This is a genomic window from uncultured Aquimarina sp. (assembly GCF_947492115.1).
Classification (GTDB): Bacteria; Bacteroidota; Bacteroidia; order Flavobacteriales; family Flavobacteriaceae; genus Aquimarina.
The window spans coordinates 157,156-182,072 of the sequence record NZ_CANLMM010000007.1; the positions used below are offsets into that span (position 1 = coordinate 157,156).

The 24,917-nt window shown below is 30.2% G+C and carries 26 protein-coding genes; 1 reads left to right on the forward strand and 25 read right to left on the reverse strand.

Annotation, left to right across the window (positions count from 1 at the left end; genetic code table 11):
• The first annotated feature begins 220 nt into the window (after positions 1-220).
• Complete coding sequence (locus Q1A73_RS19630; protein WP_299609074.1) at positions 221-1,039, forward strand: alpha/beta hydrolase; 819 nt, start codon at positions 221-223, stop codon at positions 1,037-1,039.
• Here the strand turns inward: Q1A73_RS19630 and Q1A73_RS19635 are convergent.
• The 25 genes from Q1A73_RS19635 to Q1A73_RS19755 all read right to left on the reverse strand — a co-directional run bounded on the left by Q1A73_RS19635 (position 1,036) and on the right by Q1A73_RS19755 (position 24,909).
• Entirely contained in the window at positions 1,036-2,274 is a 1,239-nt protein-coding gene (locus tag Q1A73_RS19635; protein WP_299609077.1) for an O-antigen ligase family protein, read from the reverse strand. The two genes, Q1A73_RS19630 and Q1A73_RS19635, sit on opposite strands and share 4 nt — an antisense overlap.
• 50 nt (positions 2,275-2,324) lie before the next feature.
• Positions 2,325-3,383, reverse strand: a complete 1,059-nt coding sequence (locus Q1A73_RS19640; RefSeq protein ID WP_299609080.1) for an O-antigen ligase family protein — start codon at positions 3,381-3,383, stop codon at positions 2,325-2,327.
• 118 nt (positions 3,384-3,501) lie between these two features.
• A complete protein-coding gene (locus tag Q1A73_RS19645; protein WP_299609083.1) occupies positions 3,502-4,470 on the reverse strand; it encodes a polysialyltransferase family glycosyltransferase in 969 nt (322 codons plus the stop codon).
• Positions 4,440-5,690 (reverse strand): polysaccharide biosynthesis C-terminal domain-containing protein, encoded by a 1,251-nt coding sequence (locus Q1A73_RS19650; RefSeq protein ID WP_299609086.1) that lies wholly within the window; start codon positions 5,688-5,690, stop codon positions 4,440-4,442. Before Q1A73_RS19650 ends, Q1A73_RS19645 begins: the two co-directional genes overlap by 31 nt.
• Positions 5,683-6,240 (reverse strand): acyltransferase, encoded by a 558-nt coding sequence (locus tag Q1A73_RS19655; RefSeq protein WP_299609089.1) that lies wholly within the window; start codon positions 6,238-6,240, stop codon positions 5,683-5,685. Before Q1A73_RS19655 ends, Q1A73_RS19650 begins: the two co-directional genes overlap by 8 nt.
• A gap of 15 nt (positions 6,241-6,255) precedes the next feature.
• Entirely contained in the window at positions 6,256-6,813 is a 558-nt protein-coding gene (locus tag Q1A73_RS19660) for a hypothetical protein (protein WP_299609091.1), read from the reverse strand.
• 171 nt (positions 6,814-6,984) lie between these two features.
• Complete coding sequence (locus Q1A73_RS19665; protein WP_299609093.1) at positions 6,985-7,164, reverse strand: hypothetical protein; 180 nt, start codon at positions 7,162-7,164, stop codon at positions 6,985-6,987.
• A gap of 111 nt (positions 7,165-7,275) precedes the next feature.
• Complete coding sequence (locus Q1A73_RS19670; protein ID WP_299609095.1) at positions 7,276-8,022, reverse strand: oxidoreductase; 747 nt, start codon at positions 8,020-8,022, stop codon at positions 7,276-7,278.
• Positions 8,004-8,921, reverse strand: coding sequence for a Gfo/Idh/MocA family oxidoreductase (locus Q1A73_RS19675; protein ID WP_299609097.1), 918 nt, complete (start codon positions 8,919-8,921; stop codon positions 8,004-8,006). Before Q1A73_RS19675 ends, Q1A73_RS19670 begins: the two co-directional genes overlap by 19 nt.
• Positions 8,918-9,634 carry an acylneuraminate cytidylyltransferase family protein gene (locus Q1A73_RS19680; RefSeq protein WP_299609100.1) on the reverse strand — a complete coding sequence of 239 codons (717 nt, stop codon included), beginning with the start codon at positions 9,632-9,634 and terminating at the stop codon, positions 8,918-8,920. The genes Q1A73_RS19675 and Q1A73_RS19680 overlap by 4 nt, the downstream gene beginning before the upstream one ends.
• 2 nt (positions 9,635-9,636) lie before the next feature.
• Positions 9,637-10,683 carry a nucleotidyltransferase family protein gene (locus Q1A73_RS19685; protein ID WP_299609103.1) on the reverse strand — a complete coding sequence of 349 codons (1,047 nt, stop codon included), beginning with the start codon at positions 10,681-10,683 and terminating at the stop codon, positions 9,637-9,639.
• 45 nt (positions 10,684-10,728) lie between these two features.
• A complete protein-coding gene (locus Q1A73_RS19690) occupies positions 10,729-11,400 on the reverse strand; it encodes a PIG-L family deacetylase (RefSeq protein WP_299609106.1) in 672 nt (223 codons plus the stop codon).
• Positions 11,401-11,403: 3 nt separating this feature from the next.
• Positions 11,404-12,285, reverse strand: coding sequence for a formyltransferase family protein (locus Q1A73_RS19695; RefSeq protein WP_299609108.1), 882 nt, complete (start codon positions 12,283-12,285; stop codon positions 11,404-11,406).
• Positions 12,286-13,458 (reverse strand): UDP-N-acetylglucosamine 2-epimerase, encoded by a 1,173-nt coding sequence (gene neuC, locus Q1A73_RS19700; protein WP_299609111.1) that lies wholly within the window; start codon positions 13,456-13,458, stop codon positions 12,286-12,288.
• Between the two features lie 50 nt (positions 13,459-13,508).
• The gene (neuB, locus tag Q1A73_RS19705) at positions 13,509-14,510 is read right to left on the reverse strand and encodes an N-acetylneuraminate synthase (protein WP_299609114.1); all 1,002 of its coding nucleotides are present in this window, start codon (positions 14,508-14,510) and stop codon (positions 13,509-13,511) included.
• Positions 14,510-15,151 (reverse strand): acetyltransferase, encoded by a 642-nt coding sequence (locus tag Q1A73_RS19710; protein WP_299609117.1) that lies wholly within the window; start codon positions 15,149-15,151, stop codon positions 14,510-14,512. Before Q1A73_RS19710 ends, neuB begins: the two co-directional genes overlap by 1 nt.
• Positions 15,148-16,287, reverse strand: coding sequence for a LegC family aminotransferase (locus Q1A73_RS19715; RefSeq protein ID WP_299609120.1), 1,140 nt, complete (start codon positions 16,285-16,287; stop codon positions 15,148-15,150). Before Q1A73_RS19715 ends, Q1A73_RS19710 begins: the two co-directional genes overlap by 4 nt.
• A 4-nt stretch (positions 16,288-16,291) precedes the next feature.
• Positions 16,292-17,479 (reverse strand): UDP-N-acetylglucosamine 4,6-dehydratase, encoded by a 1,188-nt coding sequence (locus tag Q1A73_RS19720; protein ID WP_299609123.1) that lies wholly within the window; start codon positions 17,477-17,479, stop codon positions 16,292-16,294.
• Positions 17,480-17,774: 295 nt separating this feature from the next.
• Positions 17,775-18,620: a dTDP-4-dehydrorhamnose reductase gene (rfbD, locus tag Q1A73_RS19725; RefSeq protein WP_299609126.1), complete on the reverse strand. Its 846-nt coding sequence runs from the start codon at positions 18,618-18,620 to the stop codon at positions 17,775-17,777.
• 14 nt (positions 18,621-18,634) lie between these two features.
• The gene (locus tag Q1A73_RS19730) at positions 18,635-19,681 is read right to left on the reverse strand and encodes a hypothetical protein (RefSeq protein WP_299609129.1); all 1,047 of its coding nucleotides are present in this window, start codon (positions 19,679-19,681) and stop codon (positions 18,635-18,637) included.
• 62 nt (positions 19,682-19,743) lie between these two features.
• Complete coding sequence (gene rfbC, locus Q1A73_RS19735; RefSeq protein ID WP_299609131.1) at positions 19,744-20,286, reverse strand: dTDP-4-dehydrorhamnose 3,5-epimerase; 543 nt, start codon at positions 20,284-20,286, stop codon at positions 19,744-19,746.
• Between the two features lie 2 nt (positions 20,287-20,288).
• A complete protein-coding gene (gene rfbA, locus Q1A73_RS19740) occupies positions 20,289-21,146 on the reverse strand; it encodes a glucose-1-phosphate thymidylyltransferase RfbA (protein ID WP_299609133.1) in 858 nt (285 codons plus the stop codon).
• Positions 21,147-21,202: 56 nt separating this feature from the next.
• Positions 21,203-22,216 (reverse strand): dTDP-glucose 4,6-dehydratase, encoded by a 1,014-nt coding sequence (gene rfbB, locus Q1A73_RS19745; RefSeq protein WP_299609136.1) that lies wholly within the window; start codon positions 22,214-22,216, stop codon positions 21,203-21,205.
• Positions 22,217-22,230: 14 nt separating this feature from the next.
• Positions 22,231-23,217 (reverse strand): hypothetical protein, encoded by a 987-nt coding sequence (locus Q1A73_RS19750; RefSeq protein WP_299609139.1) that lies wholly within the window; start codon positions 23,215-23,217, stop codon positions 22,231-22,233.
• Positions 23,218-24,909 (reverse strand): hypothetical protein, encoded by a 1,692-nt coding sequence (locus Q1A73_RS19755; RefSeq protein WP_299609142.1) that lies wholly within the window; start codon positions 24,907-24,909, stop codon positions 23,218-23,220.
• Positions 24,910-24,917: the final 8 nt, after the last annotated feature.

A 24,917-nucleotide genomic window follows, 5' to 3' on the forward strand; every position in this document is an offset into this window, starting at 1 on the left:
TTGATCATAATTAATAAAGTTTTTATTAATTAGCTATATGTTTTAAATCTTTTGAAAATAGCTTTTGTAAAATACATGTCACAAAAATGCATTTATTAACTATATGAAATCATTACCTAAAGTACTTATATTCCTTTTGAGTGTTTCAATAAGTGTTGGAACTATTTTATATTTTTTCTTTCCCGATACCACGTTCAAAATTGCTTCACAGCAAAGGGCTATGGCATCAAATCTTATAAAAGGACAAAAGACTATAAAGGGATATAACATTACATTTTATTCTAGCATTTCAGCATCTAAAAAAGACACTTTAATTTTATTACACGGATTGGCTGATCGAAAAGAAGGATTTTTGAAAATGGTAAAATATTTATCCAAAGACTATCACATTATAATCCCAGATCTTCCAGGTCATGGTGATAACATTAAAGATGAAACTTTAGATTATCGCATACAAAATCAAATCTATTATCTCAAAGATTTATTTGATCAGTTAAAATTAGATAAATATCACATTTGTGGTATATCAACTGGAGGATTATTTGGCATCTATTTTTCATCATTATATCCTAAACAGGTTAAGTCCTTAACAATAGTAAATACACCTTTTATAAACGATTCATCTAATCCGTTTTTTAATAAATTCCTAGAAGAAATAGGTGAAAACTTAAACATAATTTCCTGTTTAGATTTAGTGTTCTATAAGCGCCCAAAATTTTCTTGGCCGATTACTAATAGACTACAAAAACAACTTCGAAAGGATTTAGAATTTCTAACACGAAAAAATATAATAAAAAATATTTTTATTTTACCTAAATCCATACTTTCCTCATTAAGGACTCCAGTGTTGATATTACACAGTCCACAGGATAAGTTATTACCTGTGGAAGATGCGAAGAAATATCATGAAATTATTCCAAATTCCATATATGGTACTTTAAAAGAATCCGGTCACTATCCACAATATGAAAAACCTTCATTTTTATCTGCAGGAATTCGTGGACAAATAGAAAGAAATTCTACTAGAAAATTGGACTAACTATTAAGTAAGTACTCTTCACTTCTAGATATAAGAATCACAAAAGGAGAAAATACAGCAAATAAAATAATCCCTTTTAAAACATACAAAACAGACTCAGTATTAGTTCCCACGAGAAAAATTAAACAATGAGAGTATACTAATAAATAATTAAATTCGAAATATTTTTTTATATTAAAAATTGGATATACTATTAAAAAAAGCAATGATAAAAAACCTAAAATTCCCATATCCAAATAATTTTTCAGAAATTGATTATGAAGATCATGTTGCTTGTAATTTATCCTAGTATCCTCGATTTTTTCTAAATAGAGTTTTAACACTTCATTACCTTGTCCAACACCTTCTCCCCAAATAAAGTAATTATTTTTTATTTCTTCCATTGCTTTTGGCCAAAGAAAAAACCTTTCATCTTCTGATATAGACTGGACTTTTGTAACAAAAAAAGAGGAATTATTAATGAAAAGTAAAAGACCTAATCCACTACCAATAACAATGAAAAAGATCTTAATTTTAAGATTTGTTTGATTCCTAAAACGATGGAAATAAATAACCAACGCGAAAATATGAACTAATAAATTAATCAACAACGGTGTTCTTGCTGACAACAATAATAAAATACAATTAAACAAAATTATGGTGAATATCGAAAAATACTTGTTAACCTCAATTTTAAAATAAGAATTACTTAGCAAAATGGCATTACCAAATATTAAAAGATATGACCAATATGTTGGGTGTGCATTTAACAAATGTGGGAATTTATATTGAAAATAACTAGGCTTTGATATCTCCACCCAATCAGACCAAATAAAATAAAAATGAGATAATTTAATTAATGAGAAAACACAAACCAATATAAGAGCAATCAAATAAGTTTCTAAAAAAAAATTTATTCTTCTAATATTCCACGAAGAAAAGAAGATAATAATAGGAATTAACATAATTGCTATCTGTCTTTCAATTTGTTTTAGTGCTAAAGAGATATCACTCGATATTATTGTATAAAATATATAAACTAGTATATAGATCAAGTAAGGTAATAAAAGACTTTTTGTCTTATGAACATTCTCTTTTTTACTCTTTTCAAAAAGGAATAATATCCCAGAAAGTATTATAAATAATGGAACAATATTTTCACCAACAAAAACAGCAACTATAGGAATTAAACCTAATACAAGTGGTAAAAAATAACGGGTATAGTATGTTTTCTTTAAATTTAATCTTACAACCATTAACCTTCCTTTATTACTATTAAATCCATTTTAATTGATCATTATTTCATTTATTCACTTGTTAATTTATTCTGTTTAATAAACATTACAAGCATCATTGCATAAATCCAACCCGTTTGAGCGGCAAATAACATTGGGTTTACCATTAGTTCCAAATGTATAAAGAAAAAAATGCCAAACAAGGTTAATTTATTCCTGTTCCTGTTTTTAATAAAAAGCCAAAATAAATGCACTACCATCATGAGATACAATATGCATACTATAATTCCATTCCGATATGCCAAATCAATAAATACATTATGAGAAGATTCAAAATCTAATTCCCCTAATATGACAAAATTAATACTCCCTACACCATGTCCGAATAGAATTTGTGAAAAATTAGAATTTCCTATACGCTCAATCATATTTCCCCAAACATCAATTCGACCCGAAGAAAAAGTTTCAATACTTTTTTCTCCTGTAAAAAAGCTTAAAAACCTATCGTTAAATTGTTCAACAAGAACTTCAACTTTATCAAAATAAAATATGGCAAAGACACCAACTAACAAAAGAAATATAGTAAACTTTGTTAACGCCTTTAAAGTCTTTCGGTCTGTATCGTAGAAAGCTACTGCAAATAACGTAACTATCACACCCAAAAGTGCTCCTCTTGACAATGTAAGGGTAATAACTAATAGCCAAAATAGACATAGGATTAATTTCAGAAATCTTTTCTTTATATAAAAAAAACTTATTATTAAGGCAACTCCAATGAATATTGCAAAATTATTAACTCCACTAATAAAATAAGCTTCTATCCTTTCTCCTTTTATTGTGCTAAAACTAAAAATATGATTAGGTTCTTCTATAAATATTCGGAATACAGATAAAACAATTATTAACAAGAACAACTTTAAAAAGAAGTCCAAACTTATTCTGTCAAAAAAATAATAGAATATTATAAACGCCAGTATATTTTGAAGGTACAATATAATGTATACTGACTGCATTTTAATAATTTCCTGATTATCAAAAAAAATATTAACTATAGTGGTAAAAATAAAGAATAAGCCAAACCCAAGGGCTAGAAGTGTATTTGGTTTTTTTAGGATATTTGCATCAGTCAAAAATAATAAAAGAAAAAAGTTTATAAATAATAGAGTCGTGGATATATATAAATTACCGACCCCATTTAACACGATGAAATTCAACGGAATGCTTAACATCATTATTGATGTTAATACTCTAGATATCGATTTCGTTTTCAAAATTTATAGTGTTCTTAAATAATTTATATATATCCTTACTCCATTTCAGTTTTTCAGACTTAATTGCAAATGTCTCTATGTCAAAAATTTCTGCATCCAACAACGCCGTAGATGAATAGCTATATGCAAAGGAACTTCTGTTAAAACCTTCAATTAGATTATCAATATATTCACAATTTTGCATAAGTTCTACTCTATGATTTTCGGTAGCTGCAGGGTGTTCTTTAATTAAAACTTTTGTGTATTTTTTCGATAAGTAAGTAAGAGTTTTAGTGTTCAAGTAATGCTCTTGTTCAGCGCTACACAATTTTGCTTTTGCGAGGCACTGTAAAAGAAAAATAGCGGTATCATCTTCCTTCTTTGAAGTTACTTTTTTTTCAAATAATTCTGACTTAAGAAAGCTTAAATCAACTTTGACTTCGTGATCCTTCCATTTATATTCAGTCATCAAAAAATCTTTATAAGCTTCGTTATATACTATATATTGATCCACTATTTTACCTCCAAAGCCAACCCCTAGTGGGCAAATTTTAAAAAAGAACCAACAAAATTTATTTATTAATAGCCTAGAAAATCTTTTAGGAATTCTAGACATATCAAAAATACCATGTTGTAAAGCTATTAAAGTTATCTCTGGGAAATCATATCTCAATCTTCTCGCAATATTGTGAGCAATATAACCCTCTGAATTAGATAAGTACACAACTTCGATATTAACTTCCGTATTTACCTTCTCAATCCAAAATCTAAGCTTATTGTACTCTTTATTTAGAATTTCTCTATAGTATATTCTTTTAAAAACATGAGAAAAAGAAGCCCCAAGATTCAAGCCTTGAAAATCCTTTAAACAAAAATTCTTATACCCATACTTATTAATTAAATGAGTATATCGCTCTTGCATATGTTCTTCTATTACTATAAAAACTCTGTTTTTATTTGACTCCAAACTTTATTTCCTTTAAATGTAATAATTAGAAAACCAACAAAATAAGTTAATAATAATGCAACTGCTGCACCTTCTATTGAAAAGAACCTTATTAATATCAAATTTAATATGACATTCAAAACAAAAGTTGCAGCTGTAACAACCATCAATAAATTATCCTCACCTGAAACATAAAGCACAAGTCTAGGAATCAGTGTTAGATTAAGAAAAAAGAAAGCACCCAACAAAATGTATAAAACATTCAAATTATCTACAATATCGTTTTTATTAATTATATTTAATATAATACCTATTGAAAGGACTTCTCCAATTGAAAGAATTATTGAAGATACAAAAGTTAATAAACTAAATTTATACATCTTGTTTAGCAGTACTTTATTTTTATTCTCGTGTAATTTAACTAATTCCGGCAGATATACTATATAAAAACCGCTAACGACAAAAACATGTATTAGTGATGCGATAGAAAATAAAAATCCATAAATTCCTACTTCTGTGGTCCCTAAATAGTATTCTATAGCAAACTTATCAAAAAACTCAAGTCCTTTTGTACAAATCATCAAACCAATAAAAGGTTTTAAAAAACGAAAAATCTCTTTAAAATTATTTCTAGACAATCGGACTATCTTAATCTTTCTTTTTAAAAGAATAAACTTGTAAAAAAGAAAAGATGTAGAAATTAATAAAATAAAATAGGAAACAAACATTAATAGTAAAGTAATCTCGATTGTTAAAGTACCTGTAGATAAATAATAAAAAACAATAAGTAGCATAAGGGTCAACGACTTTATGACCAACAAAAGGTTTGCCTTTCCAATTCTTTGAATCATAATCAAATATCGATAGACTTCTTGATTAAAATAATCACAGAAATTAATAAAAAGAATAATCAAAATATTCAATGGATTTAATATTTCATGTGGTAATAAAATAAAAAGCCCAATAAATTGAACAGAAAAAGTTATGGGTAATAAAGTCATAAAAAAATTAACATGGGTACTAATTTTTTCGAGATTATTTTCACCTTTTGCAACCTCTCGATTTCCATACATATAGTATTCCATTCCAAAAACATATACAGAGATAAGTGTAAAATATGTAACCAATTGGTAAATTCCGTACTCTGATAACGTAAGTGTTTTTGCTAAAAAGGTCACTAATATAAACTTCGTTGCAATTGAAATCAAACGAGTTAATATACTTTCTAAACTCTTATTCACCAGAATATGTATTTTTAATAACTTTGGCTGGACTTCCAATTGCTATAACATTAGAAGGAATATTTTTGGTTACAATACTTCCTGCTCCAATTATTGAATTTTCTCCTATAGTAACTCCGGGAAGAATTATACTTTTTGCACCCACCCAACAACCTCTTTTAAGTGTTACACTTTGAGCTTCAAAATGTCCCTGCTCAATGACAGGTGTATTTTCTTTACCGTAACGATGATTTGCTACATAAATATGAACATCTGAACCAATTAAAACGCCATTTTCGATAGTGATCTTACCTTGATCACTTTTACGCGGGTCAGCAAATAACATTGTTCCAGGTCGAATAACAACTTTGTCTCCTATACTAATTTTAGAACAAGTAATTGCATATGCTCCAGCTCTAAATTCAGCACCATTTCCAAAATAATCAAATTTATTCTTACATAATTTAATCATCTTGCTTTTAAAATATAGTTTCCAATGTGTAAAAGGACAGTCTGGTCCTAATCTATCAGCTTTAATATCAAATCTTATTTTATTTATTATTTGAATCATCTAAAAAAATTAAACTTAAAAATCATAATCTAATAAATATATGCGATCGCCATTTTGTTTAATTATGGGAAGTATTTTTTTCGACCTTAATATTGATTTAATTCTCCAATTAATTGCTGGATCTCCATTATACCCATATTGACCAGTATTTATTTTATCAATATATAAATCTGGCACATCAGTTTGTGAAACATAGTAAACTTCATTATTGAACATAAATTTTACTGCATTGTTCTTAAAATCAAAAGCTAAATTACTAGTCTTTTCTTTTAGTAAACTCTTGTCAACCGGGTAAACATGTAGGAAAAATTTACTATTTTTCTGAACTTCACTCAATTCTCCTTTTTTTACATAATAAATTTTATCTTTATTATTTATAGAAGTAATATAAATACTATAAATACTATCATTATAAATTGGGGTTTTTTCTAATAGCTTTACATAAGGTGATAGTTTAGGTTTTACAACTTCTTTTTCTCGTTTTTCTTCTTTATCTATTTCTTTGCAACCATTAAAAAGAAATATGCTGATCATCAGGATAAGTGAAAAACAAATACTTAACTTTATTTTCATAATATTTTGATTTCTAGATTATATTCTATTAGGGTATAATTACCGATATTTTTTCTGAATAGTTACCAAAACTATTATTATTACATAAAGCTCTCACTGTAAATTCATAAACTTTTCCACTCTCTAATGAAGATATAGGTAATTTATATTCACCGATTCCTGGTTGAGTAACTATAGTTGTCCATTTACAAAACCTTCTTCTCCATATTCATAATTGGATTCAAAACCTTGCGTATCAACCCATTTTAGCACTACAAAATCTCTTCCTATCGCCTCCACCCCGATATTTATGTTTGCCGGACAATCAATAATATTATCTTCTGTATAACCTAAAAAAAGTGTTATTGCCAAAATATAATAAATTTTTCATTTCTTTGATTTTAAATTATACTAGTTTGTGTCATTAAGACTAAAAATGTTACTCCATATAACATCTTTTTTTAGAATTAAAACTACATATACCTAAATTGCAGTCCAGCCCCCATCGACCATCAAATTATGGCCTGTTATAAATGAAGCTTCTTCTGATAGTAAAAAAGTAATTGCTGGAGCTATCTCATCTGGCTGACCCATACGTTTTAACGGAGACTTGTTTTCGTATCTTTCTATAAAAGATGGATGTTGATTGTCTTTGATACCTCCTGGGGATACACAGTTTACTCTTACATTATGCTTCCCATAATAGGAAGCCAAATACCTAGTAAAATTAACAATTCCCCCTTTTATAGCTGAATAAGCCGCAGGAGAAGTGCCTCCGTATCCTTCGTAAATAGTAAAATCATTACCCACTACACCATAAATTGAAGATATATTGACTATAGATCCTGATTTCTGTTTTTTCATTACCTTTAAAACTGCCTGGCAAATAAAAAACACACTATTCATTTGCATATCTACATTTTGTCTCCAGGAGTCCAGGGATACTTCTTCAAACCTATTACCCCAATCTTTGGTTCTTGGATATGCATTATTAACCAAACCATCAATTCTACCATATTTTTTAATTACAGTATCTATAAGTTCTAAAATTGATGTTTCAGAAGTAATATCGCATGCATAATCATCAGTTTTTTCATTTGTTATCACATTGATATCTGCGTTAATAACGATTGCTTCATTATTTTTTAAATGTTCTAAAACAGGCTTGCCTATTAAACCACTACCTCCAGTAACAATAATTATTTTTTCTTTTAATCTTCCTCCAAACATATTTTTAATATTTCATAAGCTTCATTTACTGTATTGAATTGTTTTTTTGTAGCAAGGACATGATCCATAAAGAATTGTAATTGATATTCATACGTGTCCATTATAGTTTTTTCTGAATCAAAAATAATATCACTGTTTTTATAAACTTTATTTTTATAGATATCAACTAAAATGGTTTCGTCTTCAAAAACAATTTCTAAAGTTCTTTTAGGGTCTCTTCTAAAATAATTTAAAATAACACTAGTGTTAAAATTATCGTACCCTAATATATAATTGGCATAATCATATGCGCTTATTTCTAAAGAAGAATGATTCGAAAACACTTTAGAAACTCTCTGGGGTTTTCCAAACATCCAATACACATAATCAATTTCATGAATCAAATCTATATGTACACCCCCTCCCAACTCTTTGTTAGCACTGTAGGTAGTTTTATAATCTCTCCCGACTCTCCAGTCTGGTAGATAGGAGCCACAATATATATTGACCTCGTTAATTCTTTTGTTTTTAAGATATTCTTTAATAAACTGTAAGCAGCCCAAAAACCTAAGATTACAAGCCACATAGGTTATAATTCCCTTGTTATTAATTTCTTCAATAATTTGATCGGCGTCCTTTCCTATTTCAGAAAAAAGTGGTTTTTCAATAAATAATGGAGTATTGAAAGGAATAAGGCTTTTTATAGTTTTGAGATGTATAGAGGTGGGGTTCGAAATAATTGCAAAATCTATAATTCCTATTTCTAATTCGTTGATATCATAAACATCATTTATTCCTTCCTGTTTTTGAGCCGTTTTTAATGATCGCAATGCATACAACTCAGCATCAGGCCGTAATTTTCTAAGAGCGCGAATATGTTTTTGAGCAATAGAGCCTAATCCTATGATCAAAATTTTCATATTTCAAAGTCTAATTTATTATGTGAAAGCAAAAACTCCATTATTTCGAAATCCAACGGCTCATCTAAATCAAAGCAAATATGATCCATTAAAAATAATAAACTTTTGTCTGTAATAGCAGATTTCAATCCTTGTTCAAAAAAAGATCTACGATAAAAATAGAAAGAAGCATTCATATCGTAAACAATTGGTGCTGATTGTCTGGATTTACTATCGCTATATTTAACTAATTTGCAATAACCATCGTCTTGTAGTTCGACTACATTATAATAGGGATTCTTATTTGGTTTTGAAACCGAAAAGATATTTAGTGCATCAGTTCTATTGATAATAGTTATAAAAGCCTCCTCCAAATCTTCTATAGTTCTTAATGGTGAAGTTACATCAAGATCTAAAAGAAAATCATACTTTTTTTGACGATTGCTTTCCTCATACTGCAACACATGATGTAATACGTCCATTTTACCAATTGTATCTCCTCCTAAATATTCAGGTCTTATATATTCTGTATTTAGCCCACATATTGAAGCCACATCCTTAATTTCATGACTATCTGTTGACAATGTTATATCAACATTATCATGTAAACTTGCAAATTTCTCAGCGTGCTTTATAGAATAATCGATAAGATATTTTCCATTTAAGTGCTTAATGTTTTTGCCAGGTATTCCTTTAGACCCTCCTCTAGCGCAGATAGTGATTAAAATATTCATTTCTAAAATTTGATTTTTTTAATATCCTGTTGTGCTTTTTCAAAATCTTCGTGTTTTCCAACATCTAGCCAATATCCAGCCAAGGGATAGGAGATTACTTTCGAATCTTCTTCAATCAGTTTCTCCATTAGGTCAGTAGCATTAAAAAATGTGTTATGCGGTAAATGTTTTAAAACTGAGCGTTTCATCAAGTATATTCCTCCGTTAGAATAATAGGTATAAGTGGGTTTTTCTTTAAAGCTGATGACATGCCCATTACTAGTTTCTAAAACTGCATATGGAATATTAACCTGATATGGTATTGTAACTACAGAAAGATCCGCATCTTGATCAATAAAGTCTAAAAAGAAGCTCTCATAATCTAAATTTGTAAGAATATCAGAATTTGTAATCAAAATATAATCATGTTCAAAATTTTGAATTTTTGACACCGCGCCTACAGTTCCTAAAGGTTCGTCTTCCCAAACATAATCGATTTTAGTATTTTTAGAATTACCGTTCCCGAAATACTCCTCTATTTGTTCTCCTAGATATTTAACCGATACCCAAAAATCATCTATACCATAAAGAGCCAACCGATCTAAATTATGTTCCATAATAGGTTTATCTCCGACTTTTAACAGCGGTTTAGGAGTAGTTTCGGTTAGTGGTCTTAATCTTGTCCCTTTTCCGCCAGCCATAATAACTGCGTCTATCGGTAAATAAGAACGTAATTGTCTAAAATTAATAACATTGACTACTTTATTCTTTTTATTAAGAACAGGAAGTATTTTGAAATTACCTTCTCTATATTCTATAATTTTCTGGATATTCTCTTCTCCCTTTTTAATAAAACGAGGATTCTCCTGGATAATACTATTTACTTTATCCTCTATAGTTACACCTTTTAAAAGACCTCTACGCACATCTCCATCTGTCAAAGATCCAATAAGTGTTTCATCTTCATCTACTACAAATAAAATTGCATCTCCAGCTAGTTTATCCAATCTTACTAATGCTTGCTTAATCGTGCTCTTTGTTAATAGTAAGTGTTCTTTATAATTTCTCATAGAGTTTGTCAATATAATCTTGTAATATTAAATTTCACAACTTTCTTATTTATCAATCCATTTTAAGACTTGAAATGCTTCCGCAAACTCTACACCTATAGTAGCTCCTCTAAAAGTGGATAAGGCATCCATATTTCTTAAACTTCTAGGGAATGGGTGTTCTCCCAGTTCTGAACTATAAATTTTCATCAGTTCATTTTTTTTGTCTCTATACTTACTTATATCAACAAAATATGTAGGCATAAAGACGTTTTCAGGCAATGTAGGTCCAAATTCAGTTTCCGATATACATTCATACATCAATACTCTTTTTACAAAAGGATATCTAAACGATTTAGTGCATGCCATTACAGATCTAAAAGTAATGTTATGATCAGAGTGTGCATCAGAGCGATTTAACAGATAAATAATCTCCGGTTCAGCTTCATTAAATATCTTACTCACCTTAGGTATCATTTTTATCAAAGATTCATCGGTAAGACTCATGGTTGGGTAATCCAATCTATAAATGGTATTTATACCTAATTCTTCCTTTACTTTTTGGATTTCTTCTTCCCTACTATCCACTCTTTCTTTTGTAAATCCTTGAGATGTAAACACACTGGTTGTAATTAGCCAATCAACCTGATCTCCTTTTTCGATATGTTTTAATAATGTTCCTCCACACCCTAAAATTTCATCATCTGGATGAGCAGAAACAACGATAACTTTCTTCATTTTTTATAAATATGAATTTAATTCGGGTAATTGAGCAAAATCATGTTTTGTAAGCCAAATTGTTCCGTCGCCTGTTTTTACCAAAATTTTCTGATTGTCTACTTTTAAAACCTTTCCGGGTTCTATGTTTTTCTTATATCCGTCACCTATCTCAGTCTTCCACACCTTGGTTTCTTCATCACCTATTTCGATGTGCGCACCTACATATGGTTTAGTAAGTCCTCGCACTAAATTATAAATAGCCTCACTGGACATTCTAAAATCAATCATGCCATCTGATCTCCCTCTTTTTCTCCATAAATTAGCCTTAGAATGATCTTGTTTTATTCTTTCATAGGTGTTAGCCTCTAATTTAGTATGAAATTCTTCTATTTGATTTAATGCTGTTGCAGTTAACTTATCATATAGTGACTGAGCATCATCAGTTATATCTATTGAAACCCTTTTTTGAGACAATATATCTCCATCATCGGCCCCTTCTTCCATAAAAAAGAATGTTGATGCCGTTTGCTGTAAGCCTAATACTAATGCCCAGATAATAGGATGTCTACCTCTATTCATTGGCAATTCTGCTGGGTGATAACCTACCACGCCCATAGGGGCTAGATTTAGTAAATCTCTTTTTAATAGATTAGACCAACCAAAACAAAATATGATATCTGGCCCCAAACTTCTAATCCATGAAAGTGCCTCGGGAGAATTTACATTTTTTATAGTTCTATAATTTATGTTATGCTCCTTACAGACCGAAATCAAATCTGCAAAATCGGCATTAAACTTTGATTCTGATCTTGTAGCTACACCAACTATATCAGCTCTTAATTCAATTAACTTTTCTAATGTTATTTTAGAAAATTCTACGGTTCCTATAAAAAATATTTTCATCTATTCCATTTTAAAGTCAATATCATAAAATGATTTTTTAAGAATATTTTGCAAATCTACTTCTTTTAATTTCTCAACAATTTTTTTTGATGCTCCTCCTTCTCCATAAGGGTTTACAGTTTTTGCGGCTATATCCTTAAATTCCTTAGAAAGTGATTTTTTTAATGCTTCCTTAATACTTTTCACATCTGGTTTGCAATCAATAACACTTTCAGCTTTTATTCTTCCATTTTGTCGATCTCCTACATTAATGGTTGGTATTCCGAAACTTGGTGCTTCTGTTAAACCGCTGGAAGAGTTTCCTAATACCGCATCCATATATTTTAGTGCAGATAAATATCTTAGTTGACCCAACGAAATAAATGAGCACGCCTTTTCTGGATTCTTGGCTACGTAATCATCAATAAGTTTTATGATAATTCTTCCATCCGTATCAGCATTAGGCTTTGTAAAAATAAAATTTGTGCTTTCTAATTGATCCAAGGCAGCCAAAAGGTCTAAAAACTGTGTTTCTGCTGTATTATTTTCAAGAGTTACAGGGTGAAACGTAATTAAAATATTATTAGTGTTTAACTTAAAATCTATCGACTTTTCAAACTCTTCTCTTGTTAAAAGGTCTAAATAATAAATGTTATCTAAACCTGGTGTTCCTACGTTAAATACTTTTTCTGGACGCTCACCAAGTTGTATCACCCTTTTGCGATACTCTTCTGTAGCCGTAAAATGAATTTGAGACATTTTTGTAATTGAATGTCTTATTGGTTCATCTATAAGTCCTTCAGTAGCTTCACCTCCATGCAAATGGGCTACTGGAACTTTAGCAATCATTGCCGCGGAAACCGCAGAAAAAATTTCAAATCTATCTCCCAACACTATAATAACATCGGGGTTTAACTCTTGATAGGCTTCTGAAAAACTGATTTGAGCTAACCCCATTGATTTTGATACACCAACTGGGGTATCAGATGATAGAAGAATTTCTATCTTTTTATCGATCATAAAACCCGATTTCTCAATTTGTTGGTAGGTAAGCCCAAATTCTGGAGAAAGGTGCATTCCCGTAGCAATTAGTTGTAATTGAACCTCAGTATCTTCCTCTAAAAACTTTAGCAACCAGTACATCAAACCAAATTCTGCTCTAGTACCAGTAATTACACATACTTTCTTTTTCATATTGTTAACCATCTTTTCATTCCAAGATCGATCATTTTCGAAATTTTATATTAAATTAATTCGTCTTCACTATAGTCTCTAGATGCTGTAGTGCCAATTATCGAATCCCATCTCATAGGAGAAATACCATTTCCTGGCCTTTTTACCGTAATATTATTTTCGGTTAAGATTTCCCCTTTTTTTATATCTCTACCTGCAACTATGCTTTTTCTAACTATAGTTTTATTCTTTATTTCACTAGAACTAGGTTCTTTTCTGCCATGACCCATTGCTTTTTCTATGTTTCTTATTCCTTCGACCATAGCTTTTAACTCATTCGGTTCCAAAGAAGCCTTATGATCAGGTCCTTCCATGGTTTTGTCTAAAGTAAAATGCTTTTCAATAACAGTTGCACCAAGAGCTACGGCAGCAATTGGTATTTCAATACCTAAGGTATGATCAGAATATCCAATAGAAACCTCTAGCTGTTCTTTAATGGTATTCATAGCACTCAGGTTAACATCTCGCATTGGTGTAGGATATTCGGTATTACAGTGTAATACCGAAATTTTGGATTTATCAGCTCCGGCATTAAGCATTACATTTACAGCTTCCTCAATTTCACTTAGATCTGCCATCCCAGTTGAAATGATGATAGGCTTACCTAAGGCCCCTATTTTTCGTAAATAAGGCAAATTGGTTATTTCACCTGAGGGAACTTTAAATAAATCTATATCTAATTGATTCAAAAAATCTATACTCTCTAAATCAAAACCTGTAGATAAAAATTTTATGTTTTTTGAATCACAATACTTTATCAATTCAAGGTGCATTTCTTTACTAAGCTCTAACTTTTGAAGCATTGCTAATTGAGATTCCGAAGCATTACCAGTGTTTTCTTTTTGATATGCTGCTTTTTGAGCATTTTTGCTCACTAATTTTTTAGAATTAAATGTTTGAAATTTCACATAATCCACCCCAGCAATGGCTGCGGCATCTATTAATTTTTTCGCCAAATTAATATCTCCATTATGATTAACACCGGCTTCTGCAATAATTAAGGTTTTTCTCATTACTCTATATTTTTTGCGGGAATCCCTATCATACAACTATTATCCAAAATATCTTTTGTAACAACCGCTCCTGCCCCAATTTTGTTTTTTGAACCAATTTCTAAATACTGAAGTATTGTAGCATTAGTACCTATTAAATTTTCATCACCTATTGTTACCCCTCCAGATATAACGGAACATGGGTTTATTACATTATAAGAACCTATTTTACAATCATGCCCTAAATGAACACCTCGGTTAATATAATTGAAAGAACCTAGAACCGTGTCGACGGTAAAGACACTATGAGTGGTGATTACATTACCCATACCCAAAGATATACTTTCATCAATTTGAACACTGGGATGTATTATATTTGGAAATTCAAAAATATCCTTGTCTGTATATTGTACCACTATCTTTTTTAGTTTGTTTATATCTCCTAAACCAAAAACAATTGCCACTTTTTCATCAGATTCATGTAATAAAACAGATTCGTTAATAATATCATGCTGAGCACCTCCTATTTGTAAAAATCGTTCTGTAGTTATATCTACAAATCCTTTAAATTCGTAAATGTGATCAACCTTATTGAGTTCTTTAACTAATAAATAAATTTCTTTTGCAGCTCCTCCAGCTCCTATTATATATAACGGTTTCATATTATAACACTACTTGGAATATTAACTACACGTTCTTCGAACCACTTTGAGTTTTCAAGATTACCTATTTGGGCGGTTTTAAACATAGATAAACTATTCATAAGCTTCCAAATAGGTCTAGTCATTACCCCGTTATCGTTTGTTTCTTTTAGAAAATCATTTCTTTCTTCTATATTTTCTAACAGAACAGCATTAAGCCAATAATTAGAAATAGAATCTTTCGGTTCTTTGAGATATTGTAAAGACTTGTTACTAAAAAACGCTGCATATTTATCCGATAGGATTCTTTTCTTTTCTAAAATTAATGATAATTCTTCCATTTGAGCACAACCTAATGCGGCATTAATGTTAGGCAAGCGGTAATTATAACCAATCATATCATGTTCATAATCCCAAGCATGTGGAATTTTTGCTGTGGTTGTAATATGTTTCGCTCTCTTAGCAATATCTGCATCATTTGTTACCAACATTCCTCCTCCTCCGGTTGTTATTGTCTTATTTCCATTAAAACTAAAAGCTCCTAAAAGGCCAAAAGTTCCTGTGTGTTTGTTTTTATAGTAGCTTCCCAAAGACTCTGCAGCATCTTCTACCACCGCAATTTTAAATTTATCACAAACGGCGATAATATCATCTATTTTTGCTGGAAACCCAAAAGTATGCATCGGAACTACAGCCTTTATTTTTCTTTTAGTGACCTTATTTACGCAGACTCCATTCTGTAGCTCTGTATTTTGGATCAAAAAATACTCTAGTTTTTCTGCAGAAAGACTTAATGTATCTTTATCCACATCTACAAAAACGGGGTGAGCCTTAATATAGCTTATTGCATTTGCGGTAGCTATAAATGTTAAGGGCTGTGTAATAACTTCATCATTTTCGGAAACACCCGCCATTAATAATGCTATATGAAGTGCCGCTGTTCCATTCGATGTCGCAATGGCATACTTGGCTCCTGTAAATTTTGCTACTTCTTCTTCAAAACGATCGACAAATTTTCCAACACTCGAAACAAATGTAGAATCTATACATTCGTTAAGATATTTTTTTTCATTACCCATAAATACCGGGGCATGTAATGGAATAAAAGCTTCAGTATTAAAGGTGTTTCTGGTAAATGCTATAAATTCTTTATACATAAGACTACATTTTGCTATCCAAATATTTACCAGTTTCTTTGTGTCCGAAATCAGGAATCATTTTGAAGAAAAGATCTACAATATCTTCCTTTTCCCATTTTTTATTCTTCTTAAACGACTGAATCTTTTCTGTAAAATAATTCAATGCTACCTCATCAAAATTTAAGTCATTTTTTATGATACCCAAATTTTGAAACCTATTCATATCGAGCGTTTCTTTGTCGGTAAAAAATTCTTCAAAATCTTTTTCTCCTGTAGTATCACTAGATGAAAATAAGCACGGCCATTTTCCTTGCTCTGGAAGCGTATTCACTAATGCTCTGGCCTCTTCTTCATCTTTGCACAAATAGGGTTCATATCCTAATTCTTCTAAATACTTGATCGCTATATCGGCAAAGGAAATAAGATGAAGGTTTTCGCTTAATTTTGGAAAAAATATGTCTCTATTCTCACCAAAAATGCATGACATTAAACACAGTTCTCCTGATTCTTTAGGAATTACAAAATATCGTTTAATATCATTAGGAGCTACAATAGGTTGTCTTTTCTTTATTCTTTGATCAAAGCCATAAAGTAATGACCCATCTGAAAAAGCAACATTAGCAAAACGCGCAGTAGAAATTTTAATATCCTTGCTTCGTCTCATTAAATACATTTCCATAATTCGTTTGGAAGCTCCCATCATATTTACTGGATTAGCAGCTTTATCTGTTGAAACGCAAAAATATTTTTTGGTTCCTTTTTTAATAGATTGAAGTAAAGTTTTCTCTGTATTAAATACATTTACATCAACCATTCTCATTAATGTAAAAGGATCTTTTTCACTGCGTACATGTTTAAGAGCTGATAAATTCAATACATAATCATATTTTCCGTCAGCTTCAATAAATGCATCATACTCAACAGATCCTATATCTAATGCAAATGTTTTGAAATCACCATCAATATACCCAAAAGAACTTCTGATATCTCTTACTAGTTCTACCAAGTTATTTTCGCTTATGTCTACAACATGTAATTTTTGTGGGTTTCGTTTAAAAATTTCTTTGGTTACCGCCTGCCCAATAGAACCAGCTCCTCCTATCACTAAAAAAGAAGACGAAGAAACTATCTTTTTTAATTCTAACTCTTTCTGAGTAATATCTGAGGTAAATAATTCTTCCGTTCTGCCAATTAGCTTTAATATATTCATGTGTTATCAAAATTATGCTTAAGAAATATTGCTATGAAGCAATAAAATATCAAAAGTTATCTGAGAATTAATTCTTGTAACAAAAAGGTAAACCTTTTTAAAGAAAATTTTAGCTTTTTGTTATTCAACATTATTTATAATCCATATCTATTTAATTCAAATAGAAGTTTAATACATAAGTCAATATCAAACAAACTCTTATACATCATCAGTTAATCTACCCCTTTTCTAATATTACTTTCTTTCACGTTTCTTTATTAATTTTTTTAGGAAACTATAAAGAACACAACATAAACTATGTATTGATAAGCTTTTTTAGAGATTCCTTCCAGTTTAAAATATCGAAATCAAAATTTTCAATTATCTTACGTTTGCTTAAAACACTATAAACTGGACGTTTTGCAAAAGTAGGGTAATTATCCGTTTTTTTAAGCCTTATTTCTCCAAGTTTACCAGATAAAATTAAAATTTCCTTAGCAAAATCATACCATGTTGCGCTACCTAAATTACTAAAATGATAAACACCATAATTCGAACTTCTTTGCTCTATAATTTCCAGTAAAAACAATGCTAAATCATTTGCATTCGTAGGGGTTCCCTTTTCAGCTGTTGTAATTGTAAATTCATCTTGCACATTTGACTTCTCAGATATTGTTTTGAAGAAATTTTTACCGAACTGAGAGTACAACCAAGAGGTTCTAATTATAAAATGCTTATCTAATATTTCTTGAACATACATTTCGCCGAATAACTTAGATTTTCCATACTTATTAATAGGTTTCGGTTCGTCCTCCTCTGTATAATGGGTATTTTTTTTTCCATCAAACACATAGTCTGTGGAAATATGAAGTAATGTAACATCATGTTTTTTGCATATCTCAGCTATATTTTTGACGCCTTCGGCATTAACTAATAAAGCTTTTTTTGGTTCTTTTTCCGCTTCTTCCACGTTTGTATATGCCGCACAATTAATAACGTAGTCAATGTTATTTTTTAGAAAATAATATTCTATACTGTTTTTATCGGTAATATCTAACGTTAGTGAATTGGTAAAAAAAAAGTCAATATTCGATTTTTTTTTTGCTAACAAATGGATACATCTCCCCAACTGCCCATCTGAACCTGTTACTAAAATTTTCATAAATCGACCAAAATCTACGGATTATAATTTTTCAAATACCTATTCAATCCTAGTAAAATTAAAACTACAAACATTAAGCCAATGAGAATGATTGGCAATAATACTTTTTTTTGAGTCAAAAGATCATTTAATAAGGCTCCTCTTTCCGGAAAATTTGAAATAACATTAATAATTTCTTTCGTATTTGCCTTTCTTTTATTTATCTCTAAAATTTCTTTACTTAAGTTTTTTGCTTGTTTTAGTAAGGTTATCTCTGATTTATCCAGTTCCTTATTTTCCGAACTTAAATTAATGCTTGTATTGGAAGATGATGGTTCCCTTTGAATATCTAACATTTTTAATTTTTGGTAGAAAGATTTCAGAGAATCAACTTCTGCTAATTGTTTACGGATAATGGAATCATCTAATTTTAAATTTAGATCATTTGTATTCTTTTGTAATTTAAAATATTCATTATTTGATATAGACCTCACGATAGCATTTTGGGACTTTTTAGCGACTTTTGGATCAAGGGCTCTAATAGTGATTTTATGAAATTTAGCATTGATGTTATTAAAATTTCTTAAATAATCTTTATAACTCAAATTAGCTCTTGAAATACTGTCAAGCGTTGAAACAAAATCACTAAACTGTTTCAATTTTTGATTCTCATCTGTTGAAGCTTCGATAATTACTTTTTTAATGCTACTTGCTTCCTGATTTGAAATTTTTAAAGCAGCCGCCAAGTTATTAAAGTCTTTTTCTTCCGCAAGTTCATTGTAAAATTCAATATTATTGTAAAGTTGCTGAGTACTATTAAAAATTGGTTCAACTATCATTGAAGATTGATAAATTGGTTTTTCTGTAGTATCTAATATCCATCCAACAACTACCCCTATAACACCTGCAATTAAAATTTTTAAAAAGTGTTTTTGAATAAATAAAAGAGTCCTTATGGTTATGTGAAATATTTCAGTAGAAAGCCTTTTTATCAACAAAAATAATTTATTAAACACATTACCAATTAACTTAAATAATTTTCCTAAGTCTATTTCTTCTGAAGGGTTTTCTTTGGTACTCATCTAGTGTATAAAAATAAAATCCAAGCAAATGTAAGTGCTTTTATGTTATGTAAAAATTATATCTAAAAAAGATCTTTAAAAAATGGTAAAATTATATCTTTTTCCGATAAAAGAATATTTTCGGTATCTAAATTCCAATTAATATTTAAGTCTGGATCATCGTATCTAATTCCGGATTCAGAGTCCTTATTGTAGAAATTGTCGCATTTATAGTTAAAAACTGCTTCATTACTTAAAACAACAAATCCATGAGCAAATTCTCGAGGGATAAATAATTGATAATTGTTTTGATCATTCAATTCTATAGAAAAATAATTTCCAAAACTAGGAGAATCCTTTCTAAGATCCACTGCAACATCTAAAACCCTACCCTTTGTTACCCTAACTAACTTCGCTTGTGCATAATCTCCTTTTTGAAAATGCAACCCTCTTAGAACTCCTTTTGAAGAAATTGATTGATTATCCTGAACAAAATCTATCTCCAACCCAGTAACCCTTTTAAACGTTTTTAAATTAAAACTTTCGAAAAAAGAACCTCTATCATCATTAAAAACCTTTGGTTTTAAGACAAAACATCCTTCCAAAGGGGTCTTCTCAATCTCCATAACTAATCTAATTGTAATAAATGTTTTCCGTAACCACTCTTAATTAATGGCGTCGCTAACTTTTCTAACTGAGCTTTGGTTATGAATCCTTTATTGTATGCTATTTCTTCTATAGCACCTATTTTTAACCCTTGCCGCTCTTCTATTACTTGAACAAACTGAGAAGCCTGCATTAGTGAGTTAAAAGTTCCTGTGTCTAACCAAGCTGTACCTTTATCCAAAATACTTACTTTAAGCTTTCCTTTTTTCAAATAGGCATTATTGACATCCGTAATTTCCAATTCTCCTCGTTCACTTGGTTTTATCTTTTTTGCAATAGATACTACATCATTATCATAAAAATAAATCCCAGGAACGGCATAGTTAGATTTTGGAATCTCTGGTTTTTCTTCTATCGAAATTGCATTTCCTTCTTTATCAAAATCTACGACACCATATCTTTCAGGGTCTTGCACGTGATAAGCATAAATAATTCCTCCATCCGGATTATTATTACTTTCTAAAAGTTCTTCTAAACCAGATCCATAAAAAATATTATCTCCTAAAATTAAGGCTACCTTTTCATTACCGATAAACTTTTCACCTATAACGAACGCTTCTGCTAATCCGTTAGGCTTTTCCTGTACAGCGTACTCAAAAACACACCCATATTTTTTACCATCACCTAATAACTTCTTGAATAAAGGTAGATCTAACGGAGTAGAGATAATGAGGATTTCTCTTATTCCAGCAGACATCAAGGTAGCAAGCGGATAATAGATCATAGGTTTATCGTACACTGGCATTAACTGCTTGCTTATTGCTAATGTAAGAGGATGTAACCTTGTTCCAGAACCTCCTGCTAATATAATTCCTTTCATCTTTAATCTATTTGTTTTCAAAAACTTAGTAATAAAGAAGTTTTGAAGTGTTTTTTCTATTTATACTTTTCTAAATACCAATTTATAGTCTTTTCAATTCCAGATTCGAAATTTTCTTCTGCATTCCAACCTAGTTCATTTTCAATTTTTGATGCATCGATAGCATATCTAAAATCATGTCCTGGTCTATCTTTTACAAAAGCTATAAGATCCAAATATGACTTGTTGTTTTTTAGGGGTTTTATCTTATCAAGAGTTTTACATATTGTTTTTGCTATATAAATATTCTCTCGTTCATTTTTTCCTCCTATATTATAGGTTTCTCCTAACTCACCTTTTTCCAAGGCCAAATCAATTCCTTTACAATGATCTAGAACATATAACCAATCTCTAACATTCTTTCCGTCCCCATATATTGGAATATTCTCCTCGGCTAATGCTTTTCTTATAATTGTAGGTATTAGTTTTTCTTTATGTTGTCTAGGTCCGTAGTTATTGGAACAGTTTGTTGTAACAACTGGCAAACCATAGGTATGAAAATAGCTTCTTACTAACATGTCTGAAGATGCTTTTGAAGCACTATACGGACTATTAGGAGCATAAGGGGTTTTTTCGGTAAAAAAACCTGTTTCTCCTAGAGTTCCATATACTTCATCCGTAGAAACGTGTAAAAACCTACAGCTTTCTTTTCCTTTTTTAAAAACATTAGGTGCGCGCATCCAGTTCTTAAATGCTACCTGTAATAAATTGAAGGTGCCTATAATATTTGTTTGTATGAATTCATCTGGACTAGCAATCGAATTATCAACATGAGATTCTGCAGCAAAATGAACTACCTTATTAATATTATATTCTTCGAAAATTCTCTCCAACAAATTCAAATCACAAATATCACCTTTGATAAAGGTATAGTCACAATTATCATCAACATCGATATTATTCAAATCAGCTGCGTATGTTAGTTTATCTAAATTGATAACCTCAATATCATTTTCATTAGATTTATGATTTAAGTAATTGGAGCCTATAAATCCTGCTCCTCCAGTTATTAAAATGACTTCTTTTAGCAATTTTATTGAGAATTTTAGCTATTAATATATCGTATTATCCTACTAGGCATTTTTTTGATTGCGAAAAGAAAGGATACCATTAAGAATAACAATAAAGGCATTTTTATTATCATCTTTTTTGATATACCTGTTCTTAACAAAACAATCTCACCTCTATCCACCACATCGAACAACTTATTGTTTAATACTAAAATATTTTCTTGATTAGTTATAGTATTTAATAACGTTTGTTTTCTAGTCAATAAACTCGAAATTGTTGGTAGTTCAGATTCATCCCCGATCATAATAAGATCTTTATCTGTTTCTATTGGGGCTTTATTTAATTTTTCCAGATAGTCATCTAAATATTTTAATGTTTTTTTATTTTCTTTCAGGTTCTTCTCCGTCTGAGTAATATTCTGGTCAAGAATCTTCTGAAAATAACTATTAGAATCAATATGTTCTAGTATATTTTTTGAAAGTTTGAGATTATCAGTATGATTAGTCCTATAGACAAAAACCAATCTATCATATCTATAAAAATCTCTATATTTTTCCTTTTCCAATACCCTAGGATCGTAACTCTCGATAATTTCATGAAAATCCTCCTTACTGCCATATTTGCGATGCAGATTATCTAAAACATCCGTTGCTTTTATTATGGGGTTGACTTTTACATCATATAGATTTTTCACCAAATTACTGTCTAAATTTACCCTTTTCAGGAAAGAGGGTTCTTTAAGATTGTCTTTTAAAGAATTTACAAAATCATAAATATATTTTTTCGATTCGTATTTTGGTTCTATTATAATTTCTTGGGTATATTTTTTAGAAAACCCGTATTTGCTATCCAGAATATATCCACTAATAAAACCAATAATTAGTATCCCCAGAAATAATGCCCATTTCTTTTTATAAAACTGAAAAATAGAAACACAAATTCTTAGAAATGCTTTAAAGGCTTTCTCTAATTTCCTAAATATATATTTAAGATTAACTTCCTCTGTAGATTCTATATTCATTTATTGATTATTAAATATTTGCTCTAAAATTTTCTCGGTAATTAGATATGTAGGTTTTACTCCTGTTGTACCTAATCCACCAGATGCTAATGTACTTCCTGTTTCTAAAGGATTATCAGATGCATAATATGCATAATTCACTTTTACATCAGAACTGATACTTCCTCTTAATTTGGAAGCAGATTGTATGGCTTTTTGGTAATGAGCCCCTTCCATTTCTAAACCAATCACGTTCCAGGTAGATTCATGGAAGAATTTCAGAATATCTCTATTTTGCAGTGAAGTACCTAAAACGGTAATCATTGCTCCTTCGTAGATATCTATACCATGACCTTCTAAATCTTCTTTTCTTAGTCCATTGTCAAAAGGATAATTGTCTGCTGTTCCTTCAAATACATGAGCAGATGGAATCATAATATCTCCTTTACCTCCTTCTAGAATACCCGCTTTACCCATTAGGGAAACGGATTTAACATTTAAGTATTTTCTACTCTCGGATTTCTCATAAGGTTTTAAAAGCTCATCCATTGTTTCATATGCTTGTTCTCCAAATGCGTAATCCATAACAATGATAACCGGCATACTATTGATATCTTTTTCTGAAACGTTTGTTTCAAAAAGACCATTTGTATATTTCGAAGTATCGAAAATTTGCACATCGATATTGGTTCCACTTTCGTCTTCCAGAAAAGTCATTCCTTTCTGAAGCGCTAATTTCTCTACCTTAGCTCTAAGCTTATCATTCTTATCCTGGCTTAATAATTCGTAGATATCAAAAGTATCTTTGTTTTTTAATTCTGTTTTAAGTGCTAAAGGAGCGCACATAGTATTCATAACGCTATGCATATTAGCACTTATAATATGTATTGGACGATCTATCAAGTTTAATTCTTGTAATTTACTTTTTATAGTATTCGCCCATCGTTCTCCATGAATATGATGCCCTAAACGTTCTCTTAAAACAGGACTAAATGTTACCAATCTTTTGTTTTCATTTACTGATTCTTCAATAGCTAACTTCCCTAACCAGTAAATAATGTGTATAAATCTTTCTTTGTTTTCTGGACAAGAAAAGCTACCATATATCGAAGTAACTTCCTGAAAAGTTCTTCCCAATATATTGGCTGTATGGGTGAGCACTACCTCACGTTCAGATTTCGTAAGGTCTTTTTTAGAAGTAACTGCTTTTTCTAATTTATCCCAATCTCTGGTTACATTTCCTTCTTCATTAATCACTACACGATTCATGATTTTATGCGATTCTATGAATAGAAAAGTAAGATGCGTAAGAATATCATAAATTTCTGATCTTCCTCTAGTGATCTCAATATTCATTTGTTCCTCGTCAATCCTGTAGCAATTTCTTCTTCGTTTTGGTGGAACAATTGGTTTAAAATGAGAATTTTTATATCCTTCTTCACTTGTAAGGTTAATGTAGCGGCATTCTTCGATTCCTATAGGTAAGCGATCAATAACGTATAATAATCCATCTAATTCTACCTTTTCTTCGGCAACTGAACCGTAAATTTCTGGTCGAAGTGTTAGTAGTCCTTCTCTTAAAGTATCACCAGAAACTCCCATTGGTTTATAAAAACCTCTATTAAATAGATGTCGCATTGTGATATACATGCGTTCTATGGCACTTGAACTTTCTTGTGCTCTTGTTCTTCCTTTTAATTTGAGATTTGTCATAAAATTTT

Bases quoted from the DNA above. Each gene is read 5' to 3' on its own strand.
- Q1A73_RS19695 (WP_299609108.1), bottom strand. From the start codon at position 12,285: ATGAAAATATTTTTTATAGGAACCGTAGAATTTTCTAAAATAACATTA.
- Q1A73_RS19720 (WP_299609123.1), bottom strand. From the start codon at position 17,479: ATGAATATATTAAAGCTAATTGGCAGAACGGAAGAATTATTTACCTCA.
- Q1A73_RS19660 (WP_299609091.1), bottom strand. From the start codon at position 6,813: ATGAAAATAAAGTTAAGTATTTGTTTTTCACTTATCCTGATGATCAGC.
- Q1A73_RS19750 (WP_299609139.1), bottom strand. From the start codon at position 23,217: ATGAATATAGAATCTACAGAGGAAGTTAATCTTAAATATATATTTAGG.
- Q1A73_RS19710 (WP_299609117.1), bottom strand. From the start codon at position 15,151: ATGAAACCGTTATATATAATAGGAGCTGGAGGAGCTGCAAAAGAAATT.
- Q1A73_RS19730 (WP_299609129.1), bottom strand. From the start codon at position 19,681: ATGAGTACCAAAGAAAACCCTTCAGAAGAAATAGACTTAGGAAAATTA.
- Q1A73_RS19655 (WP_299609089.1), bottom strand. From the start codon at position 6,240: ATGATTCAAATAATAAATAAAATAAGATTTGATATTAAAGCTGATAGA.
- rfbC (WP_299609131.1), bottom strand. From the start codon at position 20,286: ATGGAGATTGAGAAGACCCCTTTGGAAGGATGTTTTGTCTTAAAACCA.
- neuC (WP_299609111.1), bottom strand. From the start codon at position 13,458: ATGAAAAAGAAAGTATGTGTAATTACTGGTACTAGAGCAGAATTTGGT.
- neuB (WP_299609114.1), bottom strand. From the start codon at position 14,510: ATGAGAAAAACCTTAATTATTGCAGAAGCCGGTGTTAATCATAATGGA.
- Q1A73_RS19630 (WP_299609074.1), top strand. From the start codon at position 221: ATGGCATCAAATCTTATAAAAGGACAAAAGACTATAAAGGGATATAAC.
- Q1A73_RS19670 (WP_299609095.1), bottom strand. From the start codon at position 8,022: ATGTTTGGAGGAAGATTAAAAGAAAAAATAATTATTGTTACTGGAGGT.
- Q1A73_RS19675 (WP_299609097.1), bottom strand. From the start codon at position 8,921: ATGAAAATTTTGATCATAGGATTAGGCTCTATTGCTCAAAAACATATT.
- Q1A73_RS19685 (WP_299609103.1), bottom strand. From the start codon at position 10,683: ATGAGAAATTATAAAGAACACTTACTATTAACAAAGAGCACGATTAAG.
- Q1A73_RS19715 (WP_299609120.1), bottom strand. From the start codon at position 16,287: ATGTATAAAGAATTTATAGCATTTACCAGAAACACCTTTAATACTGAA.
- Q1A73_RS19635 (WP_299609077.1), bottom strand. From the start codon at position 2,274: ATGGTTGTAAGATTAAATTTAAAGAAAACATACTATACCCGTTATTTT.
- Q1A73_RS19690 (WP_299609106.1), bottom strand. From the start codon at position 11,400: ATGAAGAAAGTTATCGTTGTTTCTGCTCATCCAGATGATGAAATTTTA.
- rfbD (WP_299609126.1), bottom strand. From the start codon at position 18,620: ATGAAAATTTTAGTAACAGGTTCAGATGGGCAGTTGGGGAGATGTATC.
- Q1A73_RS19680 (WP_299609100.1), bottom strand. From the start codon at position 9,634: ATGAATATTTTAATCACTATCTGCGCTAGAGGAGGGTCTAAAGGAATA.
- rfbA (WP_299609133.1), bottom strand. From the start codon at position 21,146: ATGAAAGGAATTATATTAGCAGGAGGTTCTGGAACAAGGTTACATCCT.
- Q1A73_RS19755 (WP_299609142.1), bottom strand. From the start codon at position 24,909: ATGACAAATCTCAAATTAAAAGGAAGAACAAGAGCACAAGAAAGTTCA.